24 protein-coding genes are annotated in these 25,675 nt (G+C 71.5%); 13 read left to right on the plus strand and 11 right to left on the minus strand.

Annotated features, from left to right (window positions below):
• Positions 1–68 precede the first annotated feature (68 nt).
• Both IE207_RS10460 and IE207_RS10465 read left to right on the plus strand, forming a co-directional pair.
• On the plus strand, positions 69–1,223 hold the full coding sequence (locus tag IE207_RS10460) for an FAD-dependent oxidoreductase (protein WP_190183801.1): 1,155 nt from the start codon (positions 69–71) through the stop codon (positions 1,221–1,223).
• A 99-nt stretch (positions 1,224–1,322) separates the two neighbouring features.
• Positions 1,323–1,922 (plus strand): hypothetical protein, encoded by a 600-nt coding sequence (locus IE207_RS10465; RefSeq protein ID WP_190183802.1) that lies wholly within the window; start codon positions 1,323–1,325, stop codon positions 1,920–1,922.
• On the opposite strand, the gene IE207_RS10470 is transcribed toward IE207_RS10465, so the two are convergent.
• The 4 genes from IE207_RS10470 to IE207_RS10485 form a co-directional block, all read right to left on the minus strand.
• Entirely contained in the window at positions 1,871–2,215 is a 345-nt protein-coding gene (locus IE207_RS10470) for a peptidase inhibitor family I36 protein (protein ID WP_190183803.1), read from the minus strand. The genes IE207_RS10465 and IE207_RS10470 overlap by 52 nt on opposite strands.
• 127 nt (positions 2,216–2,342) lie before the next feature.
• Positions 2,343–2,729: a hypothetical protein gene (locus IE207_RS10475; protein WP_190183804.1), complete on the minus strand. Its 387-nt coding sequence runs from the start codon at positions 2,727–2,729 to the stop codon at positions 2,343–2,345.
• Between the two features lie 179 nt (positions 2,730–2,908).
• Positions 2,909–3,553: a class I SAM-dependent methyltransferase gene (locus IE207_RS10480; protein WP_229873624.1), complete on the minus strand. Its 645-nt coding sequence runs from the start codon at positions 3,551–3,553 to the stop codon at positions 2,909–2,911.
• A gap of 186 nt (positions 3,554–3,739) precedes the next feature.
• The gene (locus IE207_RS10485; protein WP_190183805.1) at positions 3,740–4,933 is read right to left on the minus strand and encodes a cytochrome P450; all 1,194 of its coding nucleotides are present in this window, start codon (positions 4,931–4,933) and stop codon (positions 3,740–3,742) included.
• 136 nt (positions 4,934–5,069) lie between these two features.
• Here IE207_RS10485 and IE207_RS10490 point away from each other — a divergent pair, with 136 nt between their 5' ends.
• Entirely contained in the window at positions 5,070–5,678 is a 609-nt protein-coding gene (locus IE207_RS10490; RefSeq protein ID WP_229873625.1) for a TetR/AcrR family transcriptional regulator, read from the plus strand.
• Positions 5,679–5,741: 63 nt separating this feature from the next.
• On the opposite strand, the gene IE207_RS10495 is transcribed toward IE207_RS10490, so the two are convergent.
• Positions 5,742–6,800 carry a hypothetical protein gene (locus tag IE207_RS10495; protein WP_190183806.1) on the minus strand — a complete coding sequence of 353 codons (1,059 nt, stop codon included), beginning with the start codon at positions 6,798–6,800 and terminating at the stop codon, positions 5,742–5,744.
• Between the two features lie 197 nt (positions 6,801–6,997).
• Here IE207_RS10495 and IE207_RS10500 point away from each other — a divergent pair, with 197 nt between their 5' ends.
• The 4 genes from IE207_RS10500 to IE207_RS10515 all read left to right on the plus strand — a co-directional run bounded on the left by IE207_RS10500 (position 6,998) and on the right by IE207_RS10515 (position 9,724).
• A complete protein-coding gene (locus tag IE207_RS10500) occupies positions 6,998–7,408 on the plus strand; it encodes a MarR family winged helix-turn-helix transcriptional regulator (protein WP_190184205.1) in 411 nt (136 codons plus the stop codon).
• 42 nt (positions 7,409–7,450) lie between these two features.
• Positions 7,451–8,770 (plus strand): aldehyde dehydrogenase family protein, encoded by a 1,320-nt coding sequence (locus IE207_RS10505; RefSeq protein ID WP_190183807.1) that lies wholly within the window; start codon positions 7,451–7,453, stop codon positions 8,768–8,770.
• 73 nt (positions 8,771–8,843) lie between these two features.
• On the plus strand, positions 8,844–9,374 hold the full coding sequence (locus tag IE207_RS10510) for a DoxX family protein (protein WP_190183808.1): 531 nt from the start codon (positions 8,844–8,846) through the stop codon (positions 9,372–9,374).
• Between the two features lie 5 nt (positions 9,375–9,379).
• Positions 9,380–9,724: a hypothetical protein gene (locus IE207_RS10515; protein WP_190183809.1), complete on the plus strand. Its 345-nt coding sequence runs from the start codon at positions 9,380–9,382 to the stop codon at positions 9,722–9,724.
• 257 nt (positions 9,725–9,981) lie between these two features.
• Here IE207_RS10515 and IE207_RS10520 read toward each other — a convergent pair whose 3' ends face one another.
• From IE207_RS10520 to IE207_RS10535, 4 genes are all read right to left on the minus strand, one after another.
• Complete coding sequence (locus IE207_RS10520) at positions 9,982–12,855, minus strand: NHLP bacteriocin export ABC transporter permease/ATPase subunit (RefSeq protein ID WP_190183810.1); 2,874 nt, start codon at positions 12,853–12,855, stop codon at positions 9,982–9,984.
• Entirely contained in the window at positions 12,856–14,997 is a 2,142-nt protein-coding gene (locus IE207_RS10525; protein WP_190184206.1) for an NHLP family bacteriocin export ABC transporter peptidase/permease/ATPase subunit, read from the minus strand.
• Positions 14,998–15,080: 83 nt separating this feature from the next.
• The gene (locus tag IE207_RS10530; protein ID WP_190183811.1) at positions 15,081–15,887 is read right to left on the minus strand and encodes an HlyD family efflux transporter periplasmic adaptor subunit; all 807 of its coding nucleotides are present in this window, start codon (positions 15,885–15,887) and stop codon (positions 15,081–15,083) included.
• Between the two features lie 125 nt (positions 15,888–16,012).
• A complete protein-coding gene (locus IE207_RS10535) occupies positions 16,013–16,231 on the minus strand; it encodes a hypothetical protein (protein WP_190183812.1) in 219 nt (72 codons plus the stop codon).
• A 571-nt stretch (positions 16,232–16,802) separates the two neighbouring features.
• Here IE207_RS10535 and IE207_RS10540 point away from each other — a divergent pair.
• The 6 genes from IE207_RS10540 (at position 16,803) to IE207_RS10565 (ending at position 23,497) form a co-directional block, all read left to right on the plus strand.
• Positions 16,803–17,216 carry a phage holin family protein gene (locus IE207_RS10540; protein ID WP_190183813.1) on the plus strand — a complete coding sequence of 138 codons (414 nt, stop codon included), beginning with the start codon at positions 16,803–16,805 and terminating at the stop codon, positions 17,214–17,216.
• Complete coding sequence (locus IE207_RS10545; protein ID WP_190183814.1) at positions 17,213–17,671, plus strand: DUF3618 domain-containing protein; 459 nt, start codon at positions 17,213–17,215, stop codon at positions 17,669–17,671. The genes IE207_RS10540 and IE207_RS10545 overlap by 4 nt, the downstream gene beginning before the upstream one ends.
• Before the next feature lie 396 nt (positions 17,672–18,067).
• Positions 18,068–20,848 (plus strand): hypothetical protein, encoded by a 2,781-nt coding sequence (locus IE207_RS10550; protein ID WP_229873626.1) that lies wholly within the window; start codon positions 18,068–18,070, stop codon positions 20,846–20,848.
• 8 nt (positions 20,849–20,856) lie between these two features.
• Complete coding sequence (locus IE207_RS10555) at positions 20,857–22,077, plus strand: hypothetical protein (RefSeq protein WP_190183815.1); 1,221 nt, start codon at positions 20,857–20,859, stop codon at positions 22,075–22,077.
• A 158-nt stretch (positions 22,078–22,235) separates the two neighbouring features.
• Complete coding sequence (locus IE207_RS10560; RefSeq protein ID WP_190183816.1) at positions 22,236–22,979, plus strand: carbonic anhydrase; 744 nt, start codon at positions 22,236–22,238, stop codon at positions 22,977–22,979.
• Positions 22,980–23,005: 26 nt separating this feature from the next.
• Positions 23,006–23,497 carry a pyridoxamine 5'-phosphate oxidase family protein gene (locus IE207_RS10565; RefSeq protein ID WP_190183817.1) on the plus strand — a complete coding sequence of 164 codons (492 nt, stop codon included), beginning with the start codon at positions 23,006–23,008 and terminating at the stop codon, positions 23,495–23,497.
• A 14-nt stretch (positions 23,498–23,511) separates the two neighbouring features.
• Here IE207_RS10565 and IE207_RS10570 read toward each other — a convergent pair whose 3' ends face one another.
• Positions 23,512–24,177, minus strand: a complete 666-nt coding sequence (locus IE207_RS10570; protein WP_190183818.1) for a hypothetical protein — start codon at positions 24,175–24,177, stop codon at positions 23,512–23,514.
• Positions 24,174–25,595, minus strand: coding sequence for a hypothetical protein (locus IE207_RS10575; RefSeq protein ID WP_190183819.1), 1,422 nt, complete (start codon positions 25,593–25,595; stop codon positions 24,174–24,176). Before IE207_RS10575 ends, IE207_RS10570 begins: the two co-directional genes overlap by 4 nt.
• Between the last annotated feature and the right edge of the window lie 80 nt (positions 25,596–25,675).

The following is a 25,675-nucleotide window of genomic DNA, read 5'->3' on the forward strand; positions in this document are numbered from 1 at the left end:
AAGGGTCGCGGCGCCGGTCGTCGCCGCGCCGTCGCGTCGCCGGGAACCTGCCGACGAAAGGAACCGCCATGCAATCTCCGACGCCGGCGAACGCGCGGATCAGCATCATCGGTGCCGGGCCTGGAGGCCTCACGTGCGCACGCATCCTGCAGCGGAACGGCATTGCGGTCTCGGTGTACGACCGCGATCCGGATGCGGACTCCCGCAACCAGGGGGGCTCGCTCGACTTGCACGAGGACGACGGCCAGCTCGCACTGCGCAGCGCGGGCCTGTTGGAGGAGTTCTTCGCGCTCGCCCGGCCCGAGGGCCAGGAAATGCGCCGCATCGACCCTTCGGGGCGCATGCTCGACCACCACCTGCCGGGCCCGGACGAAACGTCCAGGCCCGAGATCGACCGCGGGCAGCTCCGCGATCTCCTGCTGCGCTCACTCGCTCCGGGGACGGTCCGGTGGGGACGCACGCTCCGATCGGTGAGCGGACCGACTGACGGGCCTCGGACACTGACGTTCACCGACGGGACGACCGTCGAAGCGGACCTCGTGATAGGAGCGGACGGCGCCCACTCCCGCGTCCGCACCGCCGTGTCGCCCGCGACACCGCGCTATACCGGAGTCAGTTTCCTGGAGGGGTGGTTCGACGACATGGAGCGCGCGCACCCCGAGCTTTCCCGGCTCGTCGGGAAGGGGAGCGCCCTCGCCGCCGACGGCGAGCGCGGCCTCTTCGCGCAGCGCGGCAGCGGCGGTCACATGCGCGTCTATGTCATGCGGCGCGCCCCGGTGGACTGGATCGCGGCGAACGGACTCCGCCCCGAGGACACCGAGGGCATCCGCGCGCACCTGCTGCACGAGTACGCGCACTGGTCTGCGGAGATGCTCCGGTTGATCACGGACAACGACGGCCCCTTCGTCGACCGCCCGCTCTTCGCCCTGCCCGTGCCCCACACCTGGGAACACTCGCCCAGCGTCGCACTCCTCGGTGACGCCGCACACCTGATGCCACCGCTCGGCGTCGGCGTCAACCTCGCCATGCTGGACGCCAGCGAACTCGCGCTCGCACTCGTCCACTCCCCCACCCTCGGCGAGGCCGTACGCAGCTACGAGAAGTCGATGCTCCCGCGCTCGATCGACATGGCCCGAAGGCTCGAAGGCGGCGCCGAGCACCTCCTGTCGGCGTCGGCGCACGAACTCGAAGAGTTCGAACGGTCCGCCCAGGCCCAGCCCTGACGAGAGCCGACGGCCACAGCGCGACCGGAGCGGATCGGAGGGGACGGCGGGCGGCCGGCCCACCCGTCAGTGGCCGGTGGTCGGCCAAGATCGATGGGGATGGGAGACTGGCCGGCCGAGCAGAGCAACAGAGAGGCGGACACCATCGTGCGACGGCGACAGGGGCGTAGGGCCCTGGCGTCCCTGGTCGTGGCGGCACTCATAGCCGCCGCGGCGACGGCCTGCGCCCTTCCGCTGCGGGACCTCGGCCCACTGCCCCCGCGGTACTCGGGTCCGCCGCTGGCCGCGGACACGGTGGTATCGGAGATGACGTCGGTACTGGCGGCAGAGGGCATCACGGTGGAGAGGCAGCCCTCGGACGTCCTCGGCAGTCACTCCGAACGGCTCTCGGGCCTGCACGCTCCGCAGACGGTGGACGGCGCCTTGAAGGCGGCCTTCGAGCGGGCCCGTTCCGAGCACGGCTGGCAGACCGGGCCCGACATGGGCAGCGGGACCCTCACCCTCGTGAAGGGCAACTGGACGGCCCTGGCGAGCTTTCCGGGCGAGGCGGCACAGGGCCTTCAAGCACTGGTCATCGTGTCGCTGACCTGCATCGACTGCGGCGATGCCGCACCCGCCCCCACGGGGCACCCCTCCGCCCCGACGCGTCAGCAGTTGTCGCCGACCGCGTCCATCCTGGAGCCGAAGCGCGAACCGTAGTTGCTGCCGTAGTCGCCCTTGCGGACGGAGTGGCACTCCTTGCCCTTCGCCCAGTCGATGAACGCGCCGGTCCTGTTGGCACGGAAGGAATAGACGTGGTCGACGAACTTGCCGGGCAGGTCCACATAGCCGCCCCGCCAGACGTAGACGTCACCGGTCCCGTCCTGGAACCTCCACAAGCAGATCGCGTTGCTCGGGCACGCGGGCAATGCCTGAGCAGGCGTCGTGGTGCCGAGTGCCGTGAATACCGCCGCACCGAAGACCAGCAGGGTGCGCAGGTGACGTGTCCTCATCTGTTCCTCCTCGCCGAGCCGATCCCCCCATCGTCCTCGCCGCGGGCAGGAAATGTGGGACAACGGGGGGCATTCACCAGTGCCCGGCAGAAATCCACTGGATCTTCAACGTTGCGCCGCATGCCGGTCAGGCGGAGGTGAAGAGCTCGTCGCTTGCGCCATCGAGGATGAACCCGTTGTCGAAGCGGACCCGGACCGTTACGCCCGCGCCGCGCTCCTGATGGGCGGCCCACGCGGGCTCCAGGGAGCCGACCTTCTCCTCCAGTTGCCTCCTGCTCTCCGGCGGCATGTCATGGCCGAAGGAGTCGAGGAGCGACTTGAGCCGCTCGTACTCCCGGACTTCGTGACCCGGTTCCCGCTCTTCGACGACCCGGTCGACGGTCCCCTCGGTCCCCGCCGCCAGGGCCAGGAACCCCGCGACGGGCCCGTTCGCGGTCCCGCCGGTCATGGCAACCGCGTCGGTCAGCCCGATGTCCACCGCCAGCCTCACCCGCCGGCCTTCCTTCAGCGTCATGGCCCCTCAACCTCTCGGCTCGATACGGGCTGCCCGACGTCGGCGACGCCGCTGCCCCGCCTGTGGCGATGATCGTTGCAGCCCGAGGGAGCCATTGTCCGACGGCCCCCACCAAGCTCGAAACGGCCGGGCGGGGCGACACCGCCTCCTTCCGGTGTGGCCGACGAGGCCGACGTGACTCAGTCGCGACGGAAGAGAGCCGTCCAGAGGAACGGTTCCCCGAAGCGGGGTGACTCGGACCGCTCGTCCCGCATCCGGCGCAGTTCGATCTCCGTCAGATCGGAGAAGATCCACCGCAGTGACTCCGGGGTGTAAGCGAGGCCGCCATGGAGACGGGACTGCCGGTAGAAGTCCCCGTCGGATGCTTCGGACCCCGTCGAGCCGGCCGCGAAGCAGGTGAGGGCGAAGTGGCCGCCGGGCGCCAGAGCCCGGTCGAGGACGTCGAGGTAGCTGATGCGGCGGTGCGGCGGCAGGTGGTGGAAACAGCCGGAGTCGTAGATCAGGTCGTACGGACCACCCAGTTCGTCTCCGACGAGGCCGAAGGCGTCGCCGGCGCGGAACCTGACGTCTGCCCCTGCCTCACGAGCCCGGTCTCCCGCCCAGGCGACGGCCGCCGGCGACAGGTCGACGGCGTCGACCTGGAAGCCCGAGGAGGCGAGGTAGAGCGCGTTGCGCCCCGGCCCACACCCCAAGTCGAGCGCCCGGCCCCCCCGCGACGAGGCCGCGGTCGACGTAGGAGACGAGGTTCTCGTCCGGCTTCGCTTCGAAGAACGGTACCGGCCGGGAGCGATCCGCGTAGAAGCCGTCCCACCAGGACGCCGCACCAGCCGTCCAGCGGTCGGCGTCCGGTGCGAAGAGGCCGTCCAAGAGCCTCAGCACATCTTCCACCGTGCGTATGTCGCGGTCCATCAATTCCCCTCTCCCCGACTGGAAATCATGGTTTGCGACCGCACGCGAAGGTGTTCGGCTGCCGGGGATGCGGCGTGGGGGGCGGTGTACGGCCCCCGGGTTCACCACCCGATCGGCATGACGCGCGGCCCGCGCACCAGCATCTGCGTCTTCCAGGTGACGTCGCCGACGACCTTGAGGCCGGGGAAGCGCAGGATGAGCGCGCCCAGGGCCTCCTGGAGTTCCATACGGGCCAGCTGGGCCCCCAGGCAGTGGTGGACGCCGTGGCCGAAACCGAGGTGCTGGTTGGACGGGCGTTGGATGTCGAGGACGCCCGGGGCGGTGAAGCGCAGCGCGTCGCGGTTGGCGGCGCCGGTCGCGACCAGCAGTGGGTCTCCGGCCTTGACGAGGGTGCCGCCGACCTCGATGTCCTCGGTGGCGTACCGGGCCTGGCCGGCCCCGCTGCCCAGCGGTACGAACCGGAGCAGCTCCTCCACCGCCTGCGCGATCAGGGCGGGGTTCTGCCGCAGCAGCGTGAGCTGGTCGGGGTGGTCGAGCAGGGTGAGGACGAAGTTCGGGATCTGGGAGGCGGTCGTCTCGTGCCCGGCCACCAGGACCGCTACGCACAGGTCGATGAGCTCCAGCTCCGAGAGCCGGTCGCCGTCGCCGTCCCGGGCCTCGATGAGCGCCGACATCAGGTCGTCCTGCGGGTCCCGGCGGTGGAGGTGGATGAGTTCGGCCATGTACGAGCGCAGTTCCTCGCGGTTGGCGTCGAACTCCTCGGCCGTGAGCGAGCTGGTCGACAGGGCGGCGTCGCTCCACACGCGAAAGAGCGGCCGGTCCGCGACCGGCACGCCCAGCAGGCGGCAGATGACGGCGACCGGGATGGGCAGCGCGTAGCGGTCCACGAGGTCGACCGGGGGCCCGGCCGCCTCCAGCTCGTCCAGCAGTGCTGCGGTCAGCGCCCTTACCTGGGGCCGGAGCCTCTCGACCTGCCGGACGGTGAACGCCTTGGCGACCAGGGACCGCAGCCGGGTGTGGTCAGGCGGGTCCATGCCCAGGATCCCGCTGTCGGTGCGGCCCTCGGACTGCCGGGGCTCGTCGTGCGTGGCGCCCGCCGCGCGGCTGAAGCGTGCGTCGCCCAGCACGAGGCGGGCGTCCGCGTAGCGGGTGACCAGCCAGGCGGGTTCGCCGTACGGCATCTGCACGCGTAACAGGCCGGGCCGGTCCCGTACGCGCTCGTACTCCTCGGCGAGCTGGAGTCCATCGGCGGTGTTGAAGGGATAGGCGACGGCAGTGGTGCCGGTGTTCGTCACTTCGGCCTCCCGGACGCGGGTCGTGAGCAGCTTGTAAGCAGCTGCTTACAACGTAGGACGAGCCACTGGCCGGGTCAACGACCGTTTGTGGCCGTTATCCTGACGGGCCCTCGGGCCTTCGGAGAGGACCATCAGCGTGGACGAATCCCCCCGGCCGCAGTCCGCGGAGCGCCCCCGCAACGCCGCGGCCACCCGCCTCAGGCTGCTCGAAGCCGCCGGCGACCTGTTCGCCGAACGGGGCTACGAACGCACCACGGTCCGGGCGATAGCCGAGCGGGCCGGGGCCAACCAGGCGCTTCTGTTCCGCTACTTCGGGTCCAAGCACGGGCTGCTGACGGAGGTCGTCGCCCGCGGCGGCCTGGAGCAACTGCACGCGACGGCGCCGGAGGACCTCTACGAGACGGCGCTGCGTTCGCTGCTGACGCGCAGCGCCGAGGGGACCGACCGCTCCCTGGAGGTGTACCTGCGGTCCGTCGGGCGGGGCGACGAGGCCAGCGCGACCCTGCGGGAGCTGGGCGGGGCGTACCAGAAGGTGCTGGCCGGCCTCTCCGCGTCCGACGACGGAGCCTTGCGCGCCGACCTGGCCATGGCGTGGCTGCTGGGGATCGGCCTGATGCGGACGGTCGCCGCCCGCGAGCCGCTCGCCGGCGCCGATCCGGACACGGTCTGCCGGCTCGTGCTGGGCGCCCTCGACGGTTTCTGGACCGCGCCGGCGGACGGGCCGCGCCGGGACGAGGACGGATAGGGACGATCAGGGAGCAGGGCGGACCAGGGAGGCGCGTGCCGACGATCCGGTGGAGGCCGCGCCTCAGACTCCGACCGCTTCCTCCATCTCCTCCTCTTCCTCCGCTTCCTCCTGGGCAGCAGGGCTGCTTCCGGCGGCACGACGGCGTTCGGCGAACCCGGCCGCGGCAGTGAGGAGCAGGCCGAGGAGCAGCCAGACGGCGAGGGTGCCCACCTGGCGGGAGAGGCCGTCGTTGCCGAAGTAGAGGAGGCTGCGCAGGCCGTCGACGTACCCGGCGCCGTTCCAGAAGGCGTGCAGTGAGCCGAAGAAGCCGTTCTGCAGCTCGGGCCGGAACAGTCCGCCGGAGCTGGTGAAGTTGAGCATCACGAAGAGCACCATCATCGCCAGCGTCGTCCAGCGCTTCAAGAACGTGTGCAGTCCGACTCCGATGAGGAGGATGCCCGCGGAGTAGAGCCAGCTGAGGCCCCAGACTCCGGCCAGGCCGTGGTGGGCGAGGTGGAAGACCGGTCCGGCGAGCAGCGCGCCTATCGCGCTGACGACACCCGAGACGCCTACGGCGAGCAGGGCGCGGCCGCGCATGCGCAGTGCGGCGCCCGCTCCACCGAGGACCGCCACCGAGGCGTAGGAGCCGATGCTGACGGCGACGAGCAGGAAGAACAGGCCCTGGCCGGTCGGGTCGTCCTCGACGGTGGTGACGACGTCGGTCACCTTGAGCGGCATGCCCTGCTGGGCGGCCACCGGCGTGAAGATCTTTTCCGCCACGGTGGCGCTGGTGTCGGAGGCGGCGGTGGCGACGATCAGCTCGGGCGCCGTGCCGCCCGGTACGTAGGCGCCCGCGATGCGGCGGCCCTTGAGCTCGTCGACGGCTTCGGCCCGATGGGCGAGCGTGCGGACGTCGAGGGCGTCGCCCGCTCGCTCCTTGACCGTCTGGGCGAAGGCCGTGGCCCGGGGGCCCTCCCCGACGATGGCGACCGGCAGGTGGTGGGGTTCCGGCTGGACGAAGGCGCCCATGTAGGCGAGGCCCATGCCGAGGCACATCAGCAGGGGGGTCAGGAGATGGGTGAGTACGTGGCGGAGCACGGGCTCCGCGGCGTGGTGATGGGCGGACGTGCGGCCGGACATGCGACAGACCTCCGGTGCCGGCGCGGGGCGGGGCAGGGTCCCGACAGCCGCTCCAACATAGTTGGCTTACACAACTTCCTTTGCAGTTGTACTATACAACTACAGCGGAAGGAGTCGGCGTGACCACGGAAACATCGGACAGCCCCCGGCCTGACGACGAGCGCCGGAGCGCCGCCGTCGAAACGATTCAGCGCGAGATGACCGCGTTCGCCCGGCGGGCCCGGTCCGCGGCCGCACGCATGCACCCGGAGCTCTCCCTGGTCTCGTTCACCCTTCTCAGCCACCTGGAGGAGCGTCACGGCTGCCGGGCCGGCGACCTCGCCGCCCACTACGCTCTGGACAAGTCGACCGTCAGCCGCCAGATCGCGGCGCTGGAGCGGGCAGGGCTGGTGGTGCGGCGCACGGACCCGGACGACCACCGGGTGCACGTACTGGAACTCTCCCCCGAGGGCGCCGCGACCCTGGCCAGGACGGTCAGGGAACGGCGGGCGATGTTCGACGAGCGGCTCTCGGACTGGCACCCCGACGACCTCGACCGCTTCGCCTCCTACCTGCTCCGCTACAACGATCACCCTTCACAGCCGCCGGGAACACCCGCCGACAATTAGTTGCTGTATACATCGGAACTCGCTATCCCCCAGGAGACACACATGTCGGACCAGCCCTCGGAAAAGCCCGCGGACGTCGTCGTACGGCTGCGCGCCACCTTCGACACCGGCCGCACGAAGCCCCTGGCCTGGCGCACCGGCCAGCTCGAAGCCCTGCGGACGCTGCTGACCGAGCGGGGTGACGAGCTGGCCGCCGCACTCCACGCCGACCTCGGCAAGAGCCGCGCGGAGGCCTACCGCACCGAGATCGACTTCACCGTGCGGGAGATCGACCACACCCTGGAGCACCTGGCGGACTGGCTGCGGCCGCAGCCGGCTCCGGTACCCGAGCGGCTGAGTCCCGCCGTCGCGCACACCGTGCAGGACCCGCTGGGCGTGGTCCTCGTCATCGCCCCCTGGAACTACCCCCTCCAGTTGCTGCTCGCCCCCGTCGTCGGCGCGCTGGCCGCCGGCAACTGCGTCGTGGCCAAGCCCAGTGAACTGGCGCCCGCCACCTCGCGCGCCGTCGCCGGTCTCCTGCCCCGCTACCTGGACCGCGACGCGGTGGCCGTCGTGGAAGGCGCGGTGGCCGAGACCACCGACCTGCTCGCGCAGCGGTTCGACCACATCTTCTACACGGGCAACGGCCGGGTCGGCCGCATCGTCATGCGGGCGGCCGCCGAGAACCTCACGCCGGTCACGCTCGAACTCGGCGGCAAGTCCCCGGCCTTCGTCGACCGCGGCACGGACCTGGGCGTCGTGGCTGCCCGGCTGGCGTCCACCAAGTTCATGAACGCCGGCCAGACGTGCGTCGCTCCCGACTACGTGCTGACCGACCCCGAGACCGCGAGGGAACTGGAGAAGGCCCTCACCGAGGTCCTGCGGACGATGTACGGCGACGACCCCGCGGCGTCCCCGGACTACGGCCGGATCGTCAACGAGCGGCACTTCGACCGGCTGACGGGCCTGCTCGACTCCGGCCGCACCGTCACCGGCGGCACCCACGACCGCGCCGACCGCTACATCGCCCCGACCGTCCTGGCCGAGGTGGCGCCCGACTCCCCCGTCATGCGCGAGGAGATCTTCGGCCCCATCCTGCCCGTGGTCGAGGTGGCCGGGCTGGACGAGGCCATCGCCTTCATCCGGGACCGGGACAAGCCCCTCGCGCTGTACGTCTTCACCGAATCCGACACCACACGCGAGCGCCTGACCTGGGAGACCTCCTCGGGCGGTCTGACGTTCGGACTGCCCGTGGCCCACCTGACGGTTTCCGACCTGCCCTTCGGCGGCGTCGGGGAAAGCGGCATGGGCAGCTACCACGGCCGCTACTCCCTGGACACGTTCAGCCACCGCAAGGCCGTCCTGGACAAGCCCCTGAACTGAGTGCGGGGGCGGGGTCGCGCAGCGGAAGCGATCCGGCCGGATGGACGGGCCGAGCCGGGGCACGAGGGTGGGCATGGCTGTCCTTCGAAAGCTCGCCCGCCCCCTGCTGGCCGCCCCGTTCATCGCCGGCGGCCTACGTACCCTGCGCCGCCCCGAGGCCGTGGCGGAACTCGCCCAACCCGTCGTACGGGCCGTCGGCGAACGCATCCCGGCGCTGGCCGGAGACCCGCTCACACTGGTACGCGCCAACAGCGCCGTCCAAGCCGGAGCGGGGCTGCTGTTCGCGACGGGGCGCGCCCCGCGCCTGGCGGCGCTCGCGCTCGCCGCCACACTGGTCCCGACGGCGTTCACCGGGCACGCCTTCTGGACGGTGGAGGACCCGGAGGAGCGGGCACGCCGGCGCGCCCACTTCCTGACCGACCTCTCCGCACTGGGAGGGCTGCTCATCGCCGCCGCGGACACCCACGGCAAGCCCTCGCTCGCCTACCGGTCCCGGCACGCGCTCGACCACCGGCATCCCGTACGGGCCGTCCGCCGCCCCGTCGAAGTGGCCGCGGCGAGTACGGCCGCCCGGGTCAAGACCGCGGCGCGCGGTTCCCGCTGAGCCCCATGGGAGACGACCGCGGGACCACGGGGCCCCGATCCGCCCGGCCGGCCGCGCTCGGCCCGCGTCCGTTGGCGCAGGCCCTCGCCGCCGTCACTCGCCGTGCGCGGCGCCGCCGTACCGCGGGCACCGTCGCCGTCTGCGCGAGCGCCTGTGAACGCCGGGCGCGCCCCGGCGGCCGGGGCGGACCGGGACCGGCCTTCGCCGGCCGGCTCCGGCGCGGGGACGCCTCCCCCGGCGGGGCCGCCCGTCGCGAGCGGGCGCAGGAGGCGGTCGAGTCCCGTACCACGGGCCCCGACGACCTGGCCTGCCTGCTGGACATGCTGGACCTGCGCAGGCGCGGGGACTGAGGGGTCGGGCCCCTCCCCGGTTACGGGCGGCGCCCCCGGTTACGGGCCCTCCCCCGGTTACGGGCGGCGCCCCCGAGCGGAAATCATCGCAGCGGCGGCCGGATCCGGCCGCCCCGCGGCACCCCGGGCAGCGTGCCCCCTACGAGGGGTCCGCGCCGCACGCCGCCGTCAGGGGTGCGGGGGCCAAACTGCAACCGGACCAGTACCAGCCAGGCGTGCACGCGGTCGAAGCCGCCGGACCGCGGGCCCGGGGCGGGTCAGCCGACCTGGCGGCGCACCAGGTCGTGGAAGGGGCCTTCCGTGTCGGCGAGGAGTTCCGCGGGCGCGCCCTGCTGGGCGATCCGCCCCTCGGACATCACGATCACCCGGTCGGCGTCCATGATCGTGGAGAGCCGGTGGGCGATCACGATGCGGGTGCAGTGCTCGGCGCGGGTGGACTCGATGACCACCCTCTGGGCCGCGTTGTCCAGTGCGCTGGTGGCCTCGTCCAGGAAGAGGACGCGGGGCTTGCGGATGAGGGCCTGGGCGATCATCAGCCGTTGGCGCTGGCCGCCGGAGACGGTGCCGCCGCCGTCCGAGAGCACCGTGTGCATGCCCATCGGCATGGCCTTGATGTCCTCGGCCAGGCCCGCCCGCGCGGCCGCCTCCCACGCCTCCTCCAGCGAACACGTCTCGGCGCCGCCGATGCAGTCGAGGATGGAGCCGGACAGGGGCTGGGCGTTCTGCAGGACGACACCGCACTGACGGCGTACGGCCGCCTGGTCGAGCGCCGCCAGGTCCTGGCCGTCGTAGAGCACGCTGCCGGAGACGGGCGCGTCGAAGCCGATGAGCAGGCGCAGCAGGGTCGACTTGCCGCAGCCGCTGGCCCCGACGATCGCGACGAACTCCCCCGGGCGCACCTGGAGCGACACGTCGTCGAGGACGAGCGGCCCGTCGTCGGCGTACCGGTAGGACAGGTTCTTCACCTCGATGGCGCCGCCGAGCGTCCCCGGCCGGATGCCGGAGCCGCGCACCTCGGGGTCCGCCTCCAGGATGGGCTGGACCTCCTCGAACATCGGCTGCACCGCGGCCGCCGACAGGAGTGCGCCGGTCAGCTGCGTCACCGCGGACAGCATCATCGTCACGGCGGTGCTGAAGGTGAGGAACCCGCTCGCGGACATGCTGCCCCGGGCCGGTCCGGCCAGCAGCATGAACATCACGAGCGAACACACCGGCAGGCAGACGGCGTTGAGGACGGTGACGGCGTTCTTGATCCGGCCGATGCGCTGCTGGAGCTCGCGGGTCCGGGCGAACTCCCGCGCCCAGGCGGCGTAGGCGAAGCTCTCGGCGGCGGCCACGCGCAGTTTGGGCAGGCCGCGAAGGGTCTGGAACGCCTGGTTGCCCAGCTTGTTGCCGAGTTTGACCAGCCTTCGCTGGTAGCGCAGTTGCCACAGGCCCAGCCCCATGAACACGGCGGCGATGACGAGCAGCATGGCGAGCGCCGTCAACGCCAGCGGCACGCTGTAGACGAGCAGCAGGACGAGGTTCATCGCGGCGACGGCGGACGCCTGCACGGACACCGCGCCGATTCCGGACACCGCCCGGCGGATGGAGCTGATGCCGAGGGCGGCGCCGGCCAGTTCGCCGGTGGAGCGGCCGGCGAAGAAGGTCACCGGCAGTCGCAGCAGCCGGTCCCACACGGCGGGCTGCAAGGAGGCCTCGATACGGCCCTCGATGCGCAGCACGCTGATGTTCTGGAGCAGCATGAACGCGGCCGACACGGTGCTCGTCGCGATGAGGGCGAGGGCGCTCTGCACGATGAGGCCGCCTTCGCCCTGGGGCACGTACGTGCCGAGTATCCGGCCGGTGGCCAGGGGGACGAGCGCCCCCAGACCCACCGCGACCAGACCGCCGAGGACGAGGCTGCGCAGGTCCCGGCCGGTACCGCGGACGCTGAAGCGAACCAGCGCGAGCAGGCTCGGCTTGCCGTCGGGCAGCGGGCGGCACAGCATCACGGCGCCGGGTTCGAAGGCGTCGGCGTGGGCCTTGCCGATGCGTTCACGCATCCCGGTGGCGGGGTCGACGGCCGTGTATCCGCCGCGCCGCCACAGCAGCGCGACCGGTGACTGGTCCTTGGTGCGGCGGCCGACCAGGGGCCCGCTGTTCTCCCGCCACCAGCGGCCGGCGAGTCTGACGGGCCGGGTGCGGATCCGCGAGGCGAGCGCGATGCGTTCGAGGGGGTCCGTCCCCTCGGAGGCGGGGGCCGTCGCGCCCGGTTCGGACAGGGGGATCCCGGCGTCGCGGGCGACCAGGCGGCACACGGCGAGGGTCGCGTCGTCGCTCGCGGGCCGGTGGGAGCGGGCTCCCCGGCCGGTGCGCCCGATGGAGGCGAGCAGGGCCCGGTCCGCCTGGGTGCGGGCTGCTTCGCCGGCCTCGATGCCGGCGGCCGTACGGTCCTCGTGGGCTTGCTCCAGCTGCTCGATCCACCGGTCCAGGGCGTACAGCAGCCGGTACTGCTGGTCGACCATGCCCTGCCACATCGCCCCGTCGAGCAGGAGCGCGCCGGCCATGCCGTGGCCCTCGTAGGCCGCCCCGTACTGCACGCTGCCCGGGGTGATCTGCATCCACAGGACGTCGTCGTCGCGGCCGGGGCCGGTGGTGGTCCGGCTCTCCAGCGGTGCCTGGTACAGCACGCGCAGCCCGCGGCCGACACCGAGCGCGAACGCCTCTTCGAGGGGGCTCAGCGCCCCGCCGGGGAGCCCGTACCCGTACCCGCTCTGGTCGGCGTACCAGCCCCAGGATCCGTCCTGCGGCGTCCCCGCGCCCCCGTACTCGGGGCGCAGGAGTTCACGCAGCTCGATGCGGCGGATGCGGCAGCCGTGCACGGGCCTGCCGACCAGTGTGTGCACGCAGCCGTCGGCGGGGCCCAGCAGCAGGGCTCCCTCCTCCAGCCGGCCCAGGAAGTGCCAGTGCCCCTCCAGCGCGGCGTCGACGGCGAACAGGTCCAGCGCGCCGTCCTCGACGAGCCACAGCACGAGCGGGCCCTCCAGGGGCAGGCTGCGCAGGCCCGTGCAGTCGACCGGGGTGCCGACGGCGGCGAGGGCGGCCACGACGGGGTCGGGCGTGGCCCGGGTCTGCCAAGTGGTGGTCACTCAGTGCTCCTTGACCAGTGCGGCGTACGCGCCCTGCCGGGCGAGCAGCTCCTCGTGCCGCCCGCGTTCCACGACCGTTCCCCGGTCCAGTACGACGATCTCGTCGCTGTCGCGCACCGTGCTCAGGCGGTGGGCGATGACCACGCAGGCGCAGCCCCGGCGGCGCAGGCCGTCCATGACGATCCGCTCGGTCGCCGCGTCCAGGGCGCTGGTCACCTCGTCCAGGACCAGGACACTGGGGCGGCGCACCAGGGCGCGGGCGATCTCCAGGCGCTGGCGCTGGCCGCCGGAGAAGTTGCGGCCGTCCTGCTCGACGCGGCTGTGGATGCCGCCGGCGCGGCGGGCGACCACGTCGTACACGGCGGCGTCGCGGAGCGCGGCGATCACGGCCTCGTCCGGTATGGAGGGGTCCCAGAGGGCGACGTTGTCGCGGACGGTTCCCTCGAAGAGGAAGACGTCCTGGTCCACGAAGGAGACGGAGGCGGCGAGCGCGCCGCGCGGGATGTCCTCCAGCCGCATCCCGTCGATGCGGATGGCACCCTCCCAGGGGGCGTGCAGGCCCGACATCAGCCGCGAGACGGTGGACTTGCCGCTGCCGGAGCCGCCGACGAGCGCGACCTGCCGTCCGGGGCCGACCGTGAGGGAGAAGTCCTTGAGCAGCGGGGCGTCCAGCGGGTTGTAGCCGAAGGTGATGTGCTCCAGCTCCACGTGGCCCTTGAGGCGGCGGGTCGCGGCGGGGGGTTCGCGGCGCGAGTACAGCGGGTCGACGGGGAAGTTCTCCACGTCCTTGAGGCGGGCCACGTCGGCCGCGAAGTCCTGGATCCGCCCGGCGACGCCGCCCAGGCGGGTGATGGGGGCGGTGAAGCTGGTCACCAGGGCCTGGAAGGCGACGAGCAGGCCGACCGAGAGGTGCCCCTCCACCGCGCGCAGGCCGCCGATCATCAGGATCAGGGCGCTGTTGAGCGCGGCGAGTGTGGGCGCGACGATCGCCAGCCACGCGCTCGGTACGCCGAGCCGCTGCTGCACGTCGAGGGTGACGGCGTGCTGGCCCGCCCAGCGGCGGAAGAAGCCGTTCTCGCCGCCGGTTGCCTTCATCGTCTCGATGAGCTGGAGGCCGCTGTACGAGGTGTTGGTGAGCCGGGCGTTCTCCGCGCGCAGCTTCTGCGTGCCGGTTGCCCGCAGCCGGATCACGATCCGCAGCGCCACGACGTTGAGCACGGCCATCAGCACGCCGATGAGGGTGAGCCCGGGATCGTACGTCCACAGCAGGACGGCGTACAGGACGACCACCACGGCGTCGACCCCGGCGGCGGCCAGGTCCCGGGCGAGGGTTTCGGCGACGGCGTCGTTGGACTGGAGGCGCTGGACCAGGTCGGCCGGGTTGCGTTGGGAGAAGAAGGTGACCGGCAGCCTCAGCAGGTGCCGCAGGAAGCGGGCGCTGCCGAGGGTGGAGGAGATGATGCGCCCGCGCAGCAGGTTGGCCTGCTGGAGCGAGGTGAGGACACCCGTGAGGACCAGGGCCACGGACATCGACGCGAACAGCACGCCGAGCAGGGAGGTCTGCTCCCCGATCAGGAACATGTCGATGTACGTGCGGCTCAGCGCGGGCACCGTCGCGCCGACGGCCACCAGCAGGAGGCTGGAGAGCACGGCGGCGAGCATGGACGCGGACGTGCCGCGCAGCCGGGCGGGCAACGCGCCCAGGACGCCGGGCTTGCGGCCGGAGCGACGAAAACCGGTCCCGGGTTCGAAGGTGAGGACGACGCCGGTGAAGCTGGTGTCGAACTCTTCCATCGGCACGAACCGGCGGCCCTTGGCGGGGTCGTTGACGTACACGCCGCGGCGGCCGAAGCGGCGGCCCATGCCGTCGTAGACGACGTAGTGGTTGAACTCCCAGAAGAGGATGGCCGCGGGCCGCACCCCGGCGAGCGCGGCGAGGTCCATCTGCATGCCTTTGGCCTGGAGTCCGTAACCGCGGGCGGCTCGCAGGAGGTTGGCGGCCCGGGAGCCGTCGCGGGAGACTCCGCAGGCGATGCGCAGTTCCTCCAGGGGGACGAAGCGGCCGTGGTGGCCGAGCACCATGGCGAGGGCGGCGGCCCCGCACTCCACGGCCTCCATCTGGAGCACGGTGGGGGTGCGCACGGCGCGGGGGGTGCGTCCCCGGGGGGCGGGGGCGGGTTTGCGGCGGGCGGAGCGGTGGCCTGCCGGGGCGGACGTGGGGGTGGTCACGGGAACAGCCAATCGACGGGGCGCTGCACGGAGAGGTGGACGGCGCCGGTGACCGGTGTCGTGGAGTCGAGGGCGTACGGGGGGCCGTCGGTGGAGGACCACCGGTAGCCGGACCTGGTCCGCGGGGCGCGTTCGAGCTGCACGAGGACCTGGACGGGGTTGCCCTGGCGGGTGAACTGTGCGGCGAGCCGGCCGTCGCCGAGGAATCCGCCGATCTGGGCCGGGGTCTGCGGCGTGCGGCCGACTTCCTTGACGCGTCCGCGCAGTACGCCGTAGTGCTGCTGCGGCACCGACTGGACGGTGAGGTCGACTGTGGCGCCGACGGGGACGGCCGCGCCGCTCGCTGCGGGTACGTACAGCACTGCCACCAGCGGGTCGTCGGGGTTCTTGACGCGTTCCAGGGTCGCCACGTCGGCGCCGGTCGTCACGACCGCTCCGACCCTTGCGACGAGGGCGGTGACGCGTCCCCCCGCTACCGCGCGCACGGTCCGCTCCCCTTGCTCGGTACTGACCTGGAGCAGGGGTGCGCCGGGCGCCAGCAGCTGGCCCTCCTTGGCGTGGACGGCGGTGACCTGTCCGGCGAAAGGGCTCTGCAGCAGGTAACTGCCTTCGGCGCGGGTGAGGATGCCGGGTGCGCTCAGCTTGGAGGACACGGATCCGGTGAAGGCCCAGAAGGCGGCGGCCGCCATGACGACGACCGTGACGGCGAGGGCGAGCCGGCCCTGCGGGCGCGCGAACCGCACGGGGAGATCGAGCTCTTCGGGCGATTGCAGCTTCGAGAGCGCCTTTTGACGGAACTGCACTGACTCGGACTCTTCCCTCGACTGCCTACGGCTCACTACAGCCGGCTTCGTGACGCTCCGTCACACGGAGCGAACCCCGGAACGGACGCGTTCCGGGGTTCACTGGTCACGCCGGACCGGACCGGTCAGAGACCGGCGACACCCGCGCGGACGCCGACGATGCCCTCGACCTGGCCGGGGAGGGCCAGCGCGCCGTGGACGGTCTGGAGGGAGGTCACGGTGCCCAGCACGTGCTGGACGTCGCCGGTCACACCGCCGAGGAGGCCGCCGCCGAGGGCGATACCGCCGGAAACGGCGTCCAGTTCGTCGTCGGCGATCTCGCGGGTCTCGATGTCGTTACGCATAGGGGCGCACCCTTCGTTCTTCTTAGGTGTTTTTGATGGGGGTGTGGGCGGACCGCGACAAGGCGGTCCGACCACCTGCGCGAGGGCCTCGGCCGGCGTGGACGCCGCTTCCGAAACCGCTGCGGTGCGCCGATGTAAGCACGCCAACGGGTGACGGGGCGAACCGCGTTGACGTCCTTGGGCGGGCGGAACCGGGGGTGCGCGGGAAGGTTTTTCCATTCACCCGGCGGATCACCACACGCTCATCACAAGATCGAGTAACACATCTGCGCGATGCGCATTCTTCGGGCCACAAATGGGACATAAGGCAATAAAATCCGTCGGGCATTTCCGGCATAACGCCTAGCTACCTAAGGGGAGTCGTCCACTCCACTCTCACCGTGTGAAGATTTTGTCGCCTCAACCGTCAGCAACGGGTTCGTCACACCGAGTGTGCGAGGCACGCAGCCGGCGCCCGGTTGCGCCGAAAGTGCGGCGAACCCGGTCCCGGGCGGGTGATCGGGCCGTTGGCGGGTAGCCGCGACGTGACAAGGCAGACCCGTCACCATGGGGAAGGCAAGGTGACCTTGCAATGACCACGGCAGAGCGGCAGGCGCACGCCACCGATGACTCGGTGGGCGTGTTGGTCTCGCGCGCCTCGCAGCAGATCTCGGAGCTGGTCCGCGAGGAGATGCAGCTGGCCCGGGCGGAGATGACCCAGAAGGGGAAACGCTTCGGTAAGGGCGGTGGCCTCTTCGGAGCGGCGGGGCTGATCGGAGTCCTGGCCGCCCAGGCACTCCTGGCAACGTGCATCGCCGCCCTCGCGCTGGTGCTTCCCGTGTGGGCCGCAGCGCTCATCGTCACGGTGGTGCTGGCAGTGATCGCCGCATGGATGGCGGTGTCGGGGAAGAAGCAGATCGCGAAGGCCGGCACGCCGGCACCCCAGCAGACCATCGACAGCCTCAAGGCCGATGTGGCCGAGATCAAGGAGAAGGCACACCGATGACCGACGAGTCCCGTACGAATATCGGCAGCACGAATATCGGCACGCCCACGCCCGAGGAACTGCGTGAGCAGATCGAGCACACCCGAGACGAGCTCGGGCAGACCGTCGAGGCCTTGGCGGCGAAGGCCGACGTCAAAGCGCAAGTGAAGGGGCAGGCCGCGGAGAAGGCCGCCGTGGTCTCCGAGCAGATCCGGGCGAAGGCGGAGCAGGCGGCACAACTGGTGAGGGACAAGACGCCCGCCCCCGTCCTGGACAAGGCGGCCCAGGCTACGGCGCAGGTCCGCGAGGGCGCTGCGCGCGCGGGCCGGCTCGCGGCGGACAAGGCTCCCGAGCCGCTCCTGGACACGGGGCGACAGGCCGCGGGCATGGCACGGGCGAACCGCACCCCGCTGCTGGCGGCCGGTGCGGCTCTGGTGGTCTTCCTGCTGGTTCGTCGCAGCCGGCGACGCCGGTGAAGACGTCCGAGACGGCCTGACGTCCCGGTCGCGGCGGGCGGGGACCCGGCGGCCCATGGGGGGCGGGGAAGCACCCGGACGGGGAGGGGCAAGGGGGGCGCCCGGGCAGACGAAGCACGTGCCCTGTCCTCAGACCGCGCACCTCCTACGGGCACCCTTCCCGTCCGGTCCCCGCATCCCGTGCGCCGTTACCCGACGCACGGGGCCACTTCCCCGCCGTGACCGCCTGACGTCAGGTCAGCTGCGGCGGCGGAAGGTTTCGCTCCGGCGAATCGAATTAATTATTCCGGTGATCGGACAATCATTCCTTTAACGGCGGCAAAAAACACCCTGGTTATTTCCATTTCCTTTGCAGTAACTTGAGGAGTGGCAGAGGGTTCTGAAAAGGGGTGGGGAATGATGGACGGCACCGAATCCGTGGACGTGGCCGTGACGGCGTACCCTCCTTTTCCGCCCACCCCTCCGCCGCCCGTCCTGACCAGCTCCACCAGGGAGATGCTCAAGGCGACCCTGGTTCAGCTGGAAGCCCCGCCGCCGTCCACCGGGCAGGCCCTGTTGAAGTCCGCCTTCGTCCGCCGGCTGGCCATGTCCGGCGAGGAACTGGAAGCGGTCCGGGCCCGGTTGCGGCAGGCGGAGGGGGACGGCGCCCGCAGCGGTGACGGTCAGGGCGAACCGGTGCCCGATGAGGTCTTCGAACTGCTCGGCGCCGGCGCCCCGACGTTCGCGGCGCACGGCACAGCGGCGGCGGATTGCGCCACCACTCCCCCGGCGAGCGCCTTCACGGCGGTGCCGATGGCGGCCCTGACAGCGGTCGGAAACGCCCTCATCGAGGTCCGGCGAGCGGCTGCCGCAGCGCCGGGCGCGGAGTCGGAGTCGCAGTCGCAGTCGCAGTCGCAGTCGGCGGAGTCCGAACTGGCCTTGCGTGCCGCGGTGGTGGCGACCAGGTCCCTGGAAGCCAACTCGGTCGCGCCGAACATCGGCTGGATCAACCTGGAGCGCATGGAGATGGCGCCCGCCGGCCTGGAGCGGGGCGAACTCATCGCGACCATCCCCCTCGCGCCGCTGGAGGAGACCGCCGTCACGCACAAGGAATGGTCGGTGCAGACCAAGGAGTTCAGCTCCATCGTGACCGACTCGCTGGAGAACACCAGCGAGACCGGCGTCACGGACAACACGGAGCTGGCCCAGTCGACCTCGTCCCAGGCGCAGCACTCCAACCAGTTCAACGTCACCGGCACCGTACGGGGCGGCATCCCCGTGATCTCCGGTTCGGCCAGCTCCAGTTTCACCGCCCAGGACTCCACGTCCCAGTCGGCGACGGAGAGCACCAAACACGCCACGGAGCTCACCAAGAAGGCGTCGTCGCGGGCCAAGCAGGAACACAAGGTCACGATCTCGACCACCACCGTCACCGGCAGCTCCGAGTCCTCCACGCGCACGCTGCGCAATCCCAGCCAGACCGACGCCGTGAGGATCGACTACTTCAGCCTGATGCGGAAATGGCGCGTGCGGCTGTACCGCTACGGCCTGCGGTTGACCTACGACCTCGTGGTGGCGGAGCCGGGCGCAGCGCTGCGCAAGTCGTACAAGGAGCTCGAGGCCCTCAGGCGGCAGATCGGCCCCTTCCAGTTCGACGTCCCGCACTCCGAGATCACCGACAAGATCCTCACCGAGCAGCACGAGACGCAGCCCCACCACCTGGTCCTGGGCGAGCGGTACGGGGCAGTCGTGCCAGATCCGCCCCTGCCGCCGTCACCACCGCAGTTCAGCGTGGACGCACCGGACTCCGACGAGACCCGCATCTTCACGCCGGAGCCGTTGGACATCCCCGACGGCTACAGGATCAAGACCCTGACCCTCTGGTTCAACTCGGCGAGCCGGACCGGCGACGAGTACAAGTACCACCTGGAGGTGGTGGGCTCCTCGTACGAGATCACCGAGGCGTACGGCAGCCACGGACCCATCGAGCTGACCCTGCCGCAATGGGGCAGCTTCCAACTGCACGCGACCGGTAAGGTGCCCATCTCCTTCCGCCTCGGGTACAACCGCCACACCTCCCTCAAGGTGGTGGCGCAGGTAGAGGAGATCCCCGTCGGCGGAGAGCCGGCGCCGGGCGCGGACCCCGTGAACACCCGTGTCAGGGAGAAGTGGCAGGCGGCCGTCTGGAACGCCCTGCGTGACGCGGCACAGAACCAGTACTACTCCCAGCAGCAGGACGTGGCCGCGCGGATCTCCGCACTCGAGGAGAAGATCAACAACGTCGACACCCTCACGCTCCGCCGTGAGGAGAGCGACGAGGTCATGAAGGGCGTCCTGCGCGCCCTGCTCGGCCCGGGATTCGACTTCATGCCCGAGAAGGTCGTCAAACTGTTCATCGCCGCGGGCGTCGACCTGGAGCACGGCATCGGATTCGACGGGAACTCCCTCGGCTGGAGCGCGGCCGACTGGGCCGTCTTCCGCCAGCACGAGTCCGACGTCCGCTTCCTCAATCAGGCGATCGAGTGGGAGAACGTCGTCACGTTCCTGTACTCGTACTTCTGGGACGTGCCGCCGAGCTGGGACTTCGTCCGGCAGATCCAGCACGCCGACGCCAACCGGCAGGCCTTCCTGCGTGCCGGTTGCGCGCGGGTCGTGCTGACGGTGCGCAAGGGCTGGGAGCAGGAGTGGGTGAAGTTCGTGGAGGGCGGCTTCCACCACCAGGACCCACCGCCGAGCCAGCCGCCCCCGTACTACCTGAGCATCGCCAAGGAAGTTGCGGCCTACGACGACCGGAACTATCCGGGCATCCCGCCGGCCAACCCGGGGCGTTCCGCCGTGCGGCTGGAGGACGCCGTCTACACCACCTGCGCGACCCCGCTGGCGCCGAACCCCACCGACCCGAACGGTCCCGTGACCATCAAGGTGGAGTCGGCCGCAGGGTTCCTCGTCGGGTCGACGGTGGTCATCGACGTGGCCGACGAACGCGGGATCCAGGAGGCCCAGACCATCGTCGCGGTCAACACGGACCGCGGTCAGATCGTCGTCGGCAAGCTGAGCCGGCCCCACTCTCCCTCTCCCTCCGCGATCCCGGTCCTCCAGCCGGGAACCAAGGGGGCGCTCATCGCTGAGTGGAACGAGTACACCCCGTCGTCCGGGACGGACATCGCCATCACCTCCAATCTCGGCACGATCGCGTAGGGGGGGCAGTGCCCGTCGACGAACTGGACGAGGAGACCCGCTGCGAGCTGCTGGGCGAGCGGGACCCCAAACTGCTCACCGGGTGGGAGTGGATCGCCGCCGAAGTCTGGGTCAGGTACCACTTCGGGCGGTACGTGGGGGAGCTGCCGGGCTCCACTCATGTGACGCACCAGCTGGACCGGTTGCAGGAGGTCTTCGACCTCATCGCCGGGCAGGAGAAGGGCTGGGGCGGCCGTCCCCCGATGTCCGGCGGAGAGGCCGCGCCCTACAAGAGGCTCACCGTCCAACCCAGTGATCCGGTGCTGCAGATGGCCTTGCAGGTGCTGAGTGAGGACTTCCGCAACCCCATCTCGCCGGCGAAGGTCCTGGAGTTCCAGAAGCTTCTCGACCCCGCTGCCAAGACTCCGGCGGGTGTGCTGATCGAAGCCTTGCGCAGGCTCACACCGGGTGGTCTGCTCAAACCGGACATGCTCGGGCTCCAGGCCTACGGAGGAGAGCTCAGCATGGAGCAGGTGGAGGTCGGTACCCGGCAGGGCGACCTCGCCACGTACAAGGAACTGCTGAGCAAGCAGTCCATCCTGGAGGATCCCTGCGCCGTCCGCATGCGCCTCGAACTGGCACGGATGCAGCGTTCCCTCCAGGTCACTCCCCGGGCCAGCACCTGGCGGCTGCATCCCGCGCTCATGCTGCTGCCCCTGCCCCTGCACATCGACTCCACGAGCGGGAAGGGCGTGGTGTCCGACTGGCTGTGCTTCTGGCCCACCAATCGCGCCCGCTTCAAGGAGTATCCGCGGCCGGAGACCGGCAGGCCCGGCTATGACGGGCTGGTCCTGTACCACGTACACCGGGCGGAGTTCGACAGCTCCCTGATCCCGAAGAGCGTCAGGGAGCGGATGAACCAGGCGGTCCGGGAGTGGGCGCGCAAGCAGCGGGCGCCGGGTCCCACGCTCGTGCCGGAACTGGTCACGGTGATGCAGGCCGACCGGCGGCTCTTCACGAAGGACGGCGAGCTCTTCCTCGCCGGCCTCGGTGCGGCGGCGCTGCTGGCCCTCTTCGTCTGGGTGGCCGTCGAGGCGGGGGTGATCGCGGGACTGGCCGCCGCGGGCCAGGCAGGGCTGTCCGCGCTGGCGGCCGCGCCCGCGGTGCTGATGAAGGCGGTCGCCTCGATGGCGGAGTTCACCCGGGATTTCCTCGCGGTGGCCACCCAGCTGGCCTTCGTCACCCCCTGACCTGGCGGTCGCGCCACCGGGGCCGGTGGTGTGGGCCGTCGGTGGCAATGTCGGCGGCAGCCGCGTGCGCCTGCCGCCGGGTCACGCATACGACGCTGAACAATCGTCCCGGCCGCAGGCACAGGGCCGTTCCTGACCGGCACCGAGGGGAACGATCGATGGACACAGCAGGACCGCCGCGTCGCAGGGCCCTGCTCGCCGGCCTGTTCGCGGGCGCCACCGTCGGCCTCCCGGGCTGCACATCGACGAGCGCCGCCACGTCGGCGGCGAGCACCTCTGCGAAGCCGACGCCGACGCCGCGGCCCACCACGCCCGCCGCGGCGTTCGCGAGGCTGAGGGAAGGCAACCAGCGCTGGGTGAGCGGCGACCTGCACCATCCCGACCGGGATCCGACCCGGCGCGAGCTCGTCGCCCAGACCCAGGAGCCGTTCGCGGCGGTCCTCGCCTGCATCGACTCCCGGGTGCCGCCCGAGCTCCTCTTCGATACCGGCCTGGGTGACCTGTACGTGATGCGCACGGGTGGGGAGGCCATCGGCCCCGTGGTCACCGGTTCCGTCGAGTACGGGCCCATGACCAGCGGCACTCCGCTCGTCGTGGTGCTCGGCCACCAGAGGTGCGGGGCCGTCGAGGCGGCGTACAAGTCCCTTCGTGAGGGCAAACCACTGCCCGGGAACCTGCAAGCGATCGTCGAGGCACTGCGGCCCGCGTACGCGCAGGCGGCCAAGGCGGGCGGCGCCGACCCGGTCGACGCCATGGCCCGAGCCCAGGTCACGTTGACCGCGAACGGTCTGCGTGCCAACCAGGACCTCGCCCCGCTCGTGGGCAAAGGCGCCCTCGGCGTGGTCGGTGCCTACTACTCGCTCGACACCGGCACAGTGGAAGTCCTGTCCGGCGCGCCCTGAAAGACCGAGCGGAAGGTGGTCCGGCCGTGGAGCCGAACGAGATCGACGAGGTCCTGAGCCGTCCGCTCAGCCGGGAACTCCTGGCCCGCGACCTGACCCGCCTGGCCTACGTCGCCAAGGACGGCACGCCCCGGGTCGTTCCCATCGCCTTCGTCTGGAACGGCTCGGAAGTCGTCATGTGCACAACCAAGAACGCTCCGAAGCTGCCGGCGCTGCGCCACAATCCGGCGGTCGCGCTGACGATCGACACCGAAGTGCACCCGCCCAAGATCCTCCTCATCCGTGGCCGGGCCGAACTGGATGTCGTCGACGGCATCCCGGACGAGTACCTCCGGGCGAACGGCACCTACACCATGACGCCCGGGCAACGGGTCGAGTGGGAGGCGAACGTGCGCTCGCTCTACGACGGCATGGTCCGGATCGTCGTGACGCCGACGTGGGCGAAGCTGATCGACTTCGAGACGACCCTCCCGAGCGCGGTCGAGGAGCTGGTCCGGCAGCGGGACCAGCGGGCGTAGCAGCACCGCGGGGGCTATTGGTGGCCCCAGCGGACGTTCGGCGGTGCCGGTGGCGGTGCCGGGGGGAATGGCGGCGGCGGTGGCACAGCGCGGCCCGGGAGCAGGTCGATCGGTTCGCGCAGGCGCAGCGTGGCGGGAAGGTCCAGCCGTCCCTTCCGCGAGGCGACCACGATGTCCCGTACGGCGAGCTTCGCCTCGACCGCGCACTGCCCGCTGCGCACCGCGACCAGCAGCCCGTCCCGGACCACGGCCACCAACCCCGTGATCTTGAAGACCACGGTGAGGTCCACCCCCACGGTGGCGGTCGGGGCGCCGTCCACGAGCAGGTCCACCGACGGATGGTGCGCGGAGGTGATGCGGTGGGTGGCCAGGGCGACGACCTCCTCACTGCCGGGGTACTGGCGCGTCCGGCGGGCGGCCTCCGTCAGGGCCCGGTACCTGGACCAGCCCGCGGCCACCAGGGCGACGAGATCAAGGTCGAGGAAGCCGTTCACCACGGTGGCCAGCTCGCTCTCGACGGCCCGGCCGGCCGCGGGGGTCAGACCGCGCCCGCCCGGGATGACGCCCGCCGCCGCGCGGTGGGCCTGCAGGCTTTCGGCGAGGACGCCGGGGGCCGAGTCCTCGGAGCCGAGCAGCAGGGCCCGGACGGTGAGGGGCTCGACAGCGGGAGCCGTGGTCATGTGTCGTCCTCCTCCTCGACGGTCTGGTCGCCGGGGTCCGGGTGGGGTTCCAGCCGTACGGTGCGGGCCGGCGGCCCGTCGTCCGGTGGCTGGGTCACTTCCGTCGCCGCGGGGGCGGGTCGCAGGCGGGACGTGATGTGGGCGCGGACCCACCGCGGGCCCCGGTGGCCGCGGCTGAGGAACGCGGCCCCGACGGCGGCCAGCAGGGCGACGCCGAACAGGCTCGCCCCGACGACCAGGCCGGCGGGGACCCCGCCATCGGTGTGCTCGGGGTTCGGGTTCGGATTCGGGGTGGGCGGCGTGGGCGTCGGCGGCGTCGGCGGCGGCGGCGTCGTCGGCGGCGGCGTCGGCGGCGTCGTCGGCGGCGGCGTCGGCGGCGTCGGGGTGGCCGGCGGGACCGGGGCCGTGCCCGTTACGGTGAGCACGGCTTCGGCGGCCACGTCCGGCTGCGTCGCGCACTGGCCCCGTACCGTGTACGGGTCTTCGGCGACATCCGACGGGACGGTGAGCTGGGCTTCGAAGGTCCCGTCGTCCGCGGTGTCGACCGTCCCGGCCGGCTCTCCGTCCCACAGCAAGTCCACTTGTGAACAGTTGAAGCCCGAACCGGAGACCGTGACGGTGCCGCCTCCGACCGGGAGCGAGGTGGGGTGGAGCGTCACCGCGAGTCCCACGGGCGGCTCGGGCGCGTCGGTGACCGTGAAGTCCGCCTGGGCGGTGAGCTGCCCGTTCCCGTCGCAGACCGCCGTGACCTGGTGATGCGTCGCCTGAGCATCGGGCGGAACGCTCACGTCGGCCGTGAAGGCGCCGTCCGCGACGGTCAAGTCGCCGGGCGCACCGGGTGATAGCGGGTCGCCGTCCCAGGCCAGCGTGACCGTACCGCCCGATTGCCCGGCGCTGCCGCCGTCGGCGACGCAGTTCTCGAACCCGGAGCCGGTCACGGTAACCGCCGTCCGGGCGGGGCCCTGCGCCGGGTCGAGTGCCAGGGCCGGCGCCGGGGCCGGCTCGGCCGTCACCGTGAACCGCGCGGTCGCCTTCACCTTGGAGTCGACCGTGCACCGGGCGTTGACGGCGTAGGTGTCGGGGGCCGCATCGGAAGGAGCGGTGACGTCGGTCTCGAACATGCCCTGGTCGTCGGCCGTGACGATGCTGGGGGCGGTGTCGCCGTCCCAGGTCACTTCGATCCGGGCGGGCGTCGGCTCGGGGGTGGGGCCGGGCCGTAGAGTGCTCGGCGACGGATAGGTATGACAGTTGCCGAATCCGTAGCCGTGGACGCCGACCCGGCTCCCGGCCCGGCCCTCGGCCGGATCGAGCGTGATGTACGTGTCGGCCGCCGCCCGCACCGTGGAGACGGGAGCGGGAGCGACAGCGGCTTCAGTGGCGACGGGCGTGCCCCACGCGACCGCCGTACTCAGGAGCACCGCGGTCAACGAGCGGCGGCAGGCCGATCGCAGTAGCGGAAACATGGCCCTCCATGCGCTCTTCCCCATTCTCCTCCGGC

It is taken from the genome of Streptomyces cirratus (assembly GCF_014650775.1).
Taxonomy (GTDB): Bacteria; Actinomycetota; Actinomycetes; order Streptomycetales; family Streptomycetaceae; genus Streptomyces; species Streptomyces cirratus.

What these genes read in the sequence shown, in the direction of transcription:
- IE207_RS10550 (WP_229873626.1), top strand. Translation starts at nt 18,068, where the DNA reads ATGATGGACGGCACCGAATCCGTGGACGTGGCCGTGACGGCGTACCCT.
- IE207_RS10515 (WP_190183809.1), top strand. Translation starts at nt 9,380, where the DNA reads ATGGGAGACGACCGCGGGACCACGGGGCCCCGATCCGCCCGGCCGGCC.
- IE207_RS10560 (WP_190183816.1), top strand. Translation starts at nt 22,236, where the DNA reads ATGGACACAGCAGGACCGCCGCGTCGCAGGGCCCTGCTCGCCGGCCTG.
- IE207_RS10535 (WP_190183812.1), bottom strand. Translation starts at nt 16,231, where the DNA reads ATGCGTAACGACATCGAGACCCGCGAGATCGCCGACGACGAACTGGAC.
- IE207_RS10460 (WP_190183801.1), top strand. Translation starts at nt 69, where the DNA reads ATGCAATCTCCGACGCCGGCGAACGCGCGGATCAGCATCATCGGTGCC.
- IE207_RS10470 (WP_190183803.1), bottom strand. Translation starts at nt 2,215, where the DNA reads ATGAGGACACGTCACCTGCGCACCCTGCTGGTCTTCGGTGCGGCGGTA.
- IE207_RS10540 (WP_190183813.1), top strand. Translation starts at nt 16,803, where the DNA reads ATGACCACGGCAGAGCGGCAGGCGCACGCCACCGATGACTCGGTGGGC.
- IE207_RS10495 (WP_190183806.1), bottom strand. Translation starts at nt 6,800, where the DNA reads ATGTCCGGCCGCACGTCCGCCCATCACCACGCCGCGGAGCCCGTGCTC.
- IE207_RS10570 (WP_190183818.1), bottom strand. Translation starts at nt 24,177, where the DNA reads ATGACCACGGCTCCCGCTGTCGAGCCCCTCACCGTCCGGGCCCTGCTG.
- IE207_RS10475 (WP_190183804.1), bottom strand. Translation starts at nt 2,729, where the DNA reads ATGACGCTGAAGGAAGGCCGGCGGGTGAGGCTGGCGGTGGACATCGGG.
- IE207_RS10465 (WP_190183802.1), top strand. Translation starts at nt 1,323, where the DNA reads ATGGGAGACTGGCCGGCCGAGCAGAGCAACAGAGAGGCGGACACCATC.
- IE207_RS10505 (WP_190183807.1), top strand. Translation starts at nt 7,451, where the DNA reads ATGTCGGACCAGCCCTCGGAAAAGCCCGCGGACGTCGTCGTACGGCTG.
- IE207_RS10510 (WP_190183808.1), top strand. Translation starts at nt 8,844, where the DNA reads ATGGCTGTCCTTCGAAAGCTCGCCCGCCCCCTGCTGGCCGCCCCGTTC.
- IE207_RS10545 (WP_190183814.1), top strand. Translation starts at nt 17,213, where the DNA reads ATGACCGACGAGTCCCGTACGAATATCGGCAGCACGAATATCGGCACG.
- IE207_RS10500 (WP_190184205.1), top strand. Translation starts at nt 6,998, where the DNA reads ATGACCGCGTTCGCCCGGCGGGCCCGGTCCGCGGCCGCACGCATGCAC.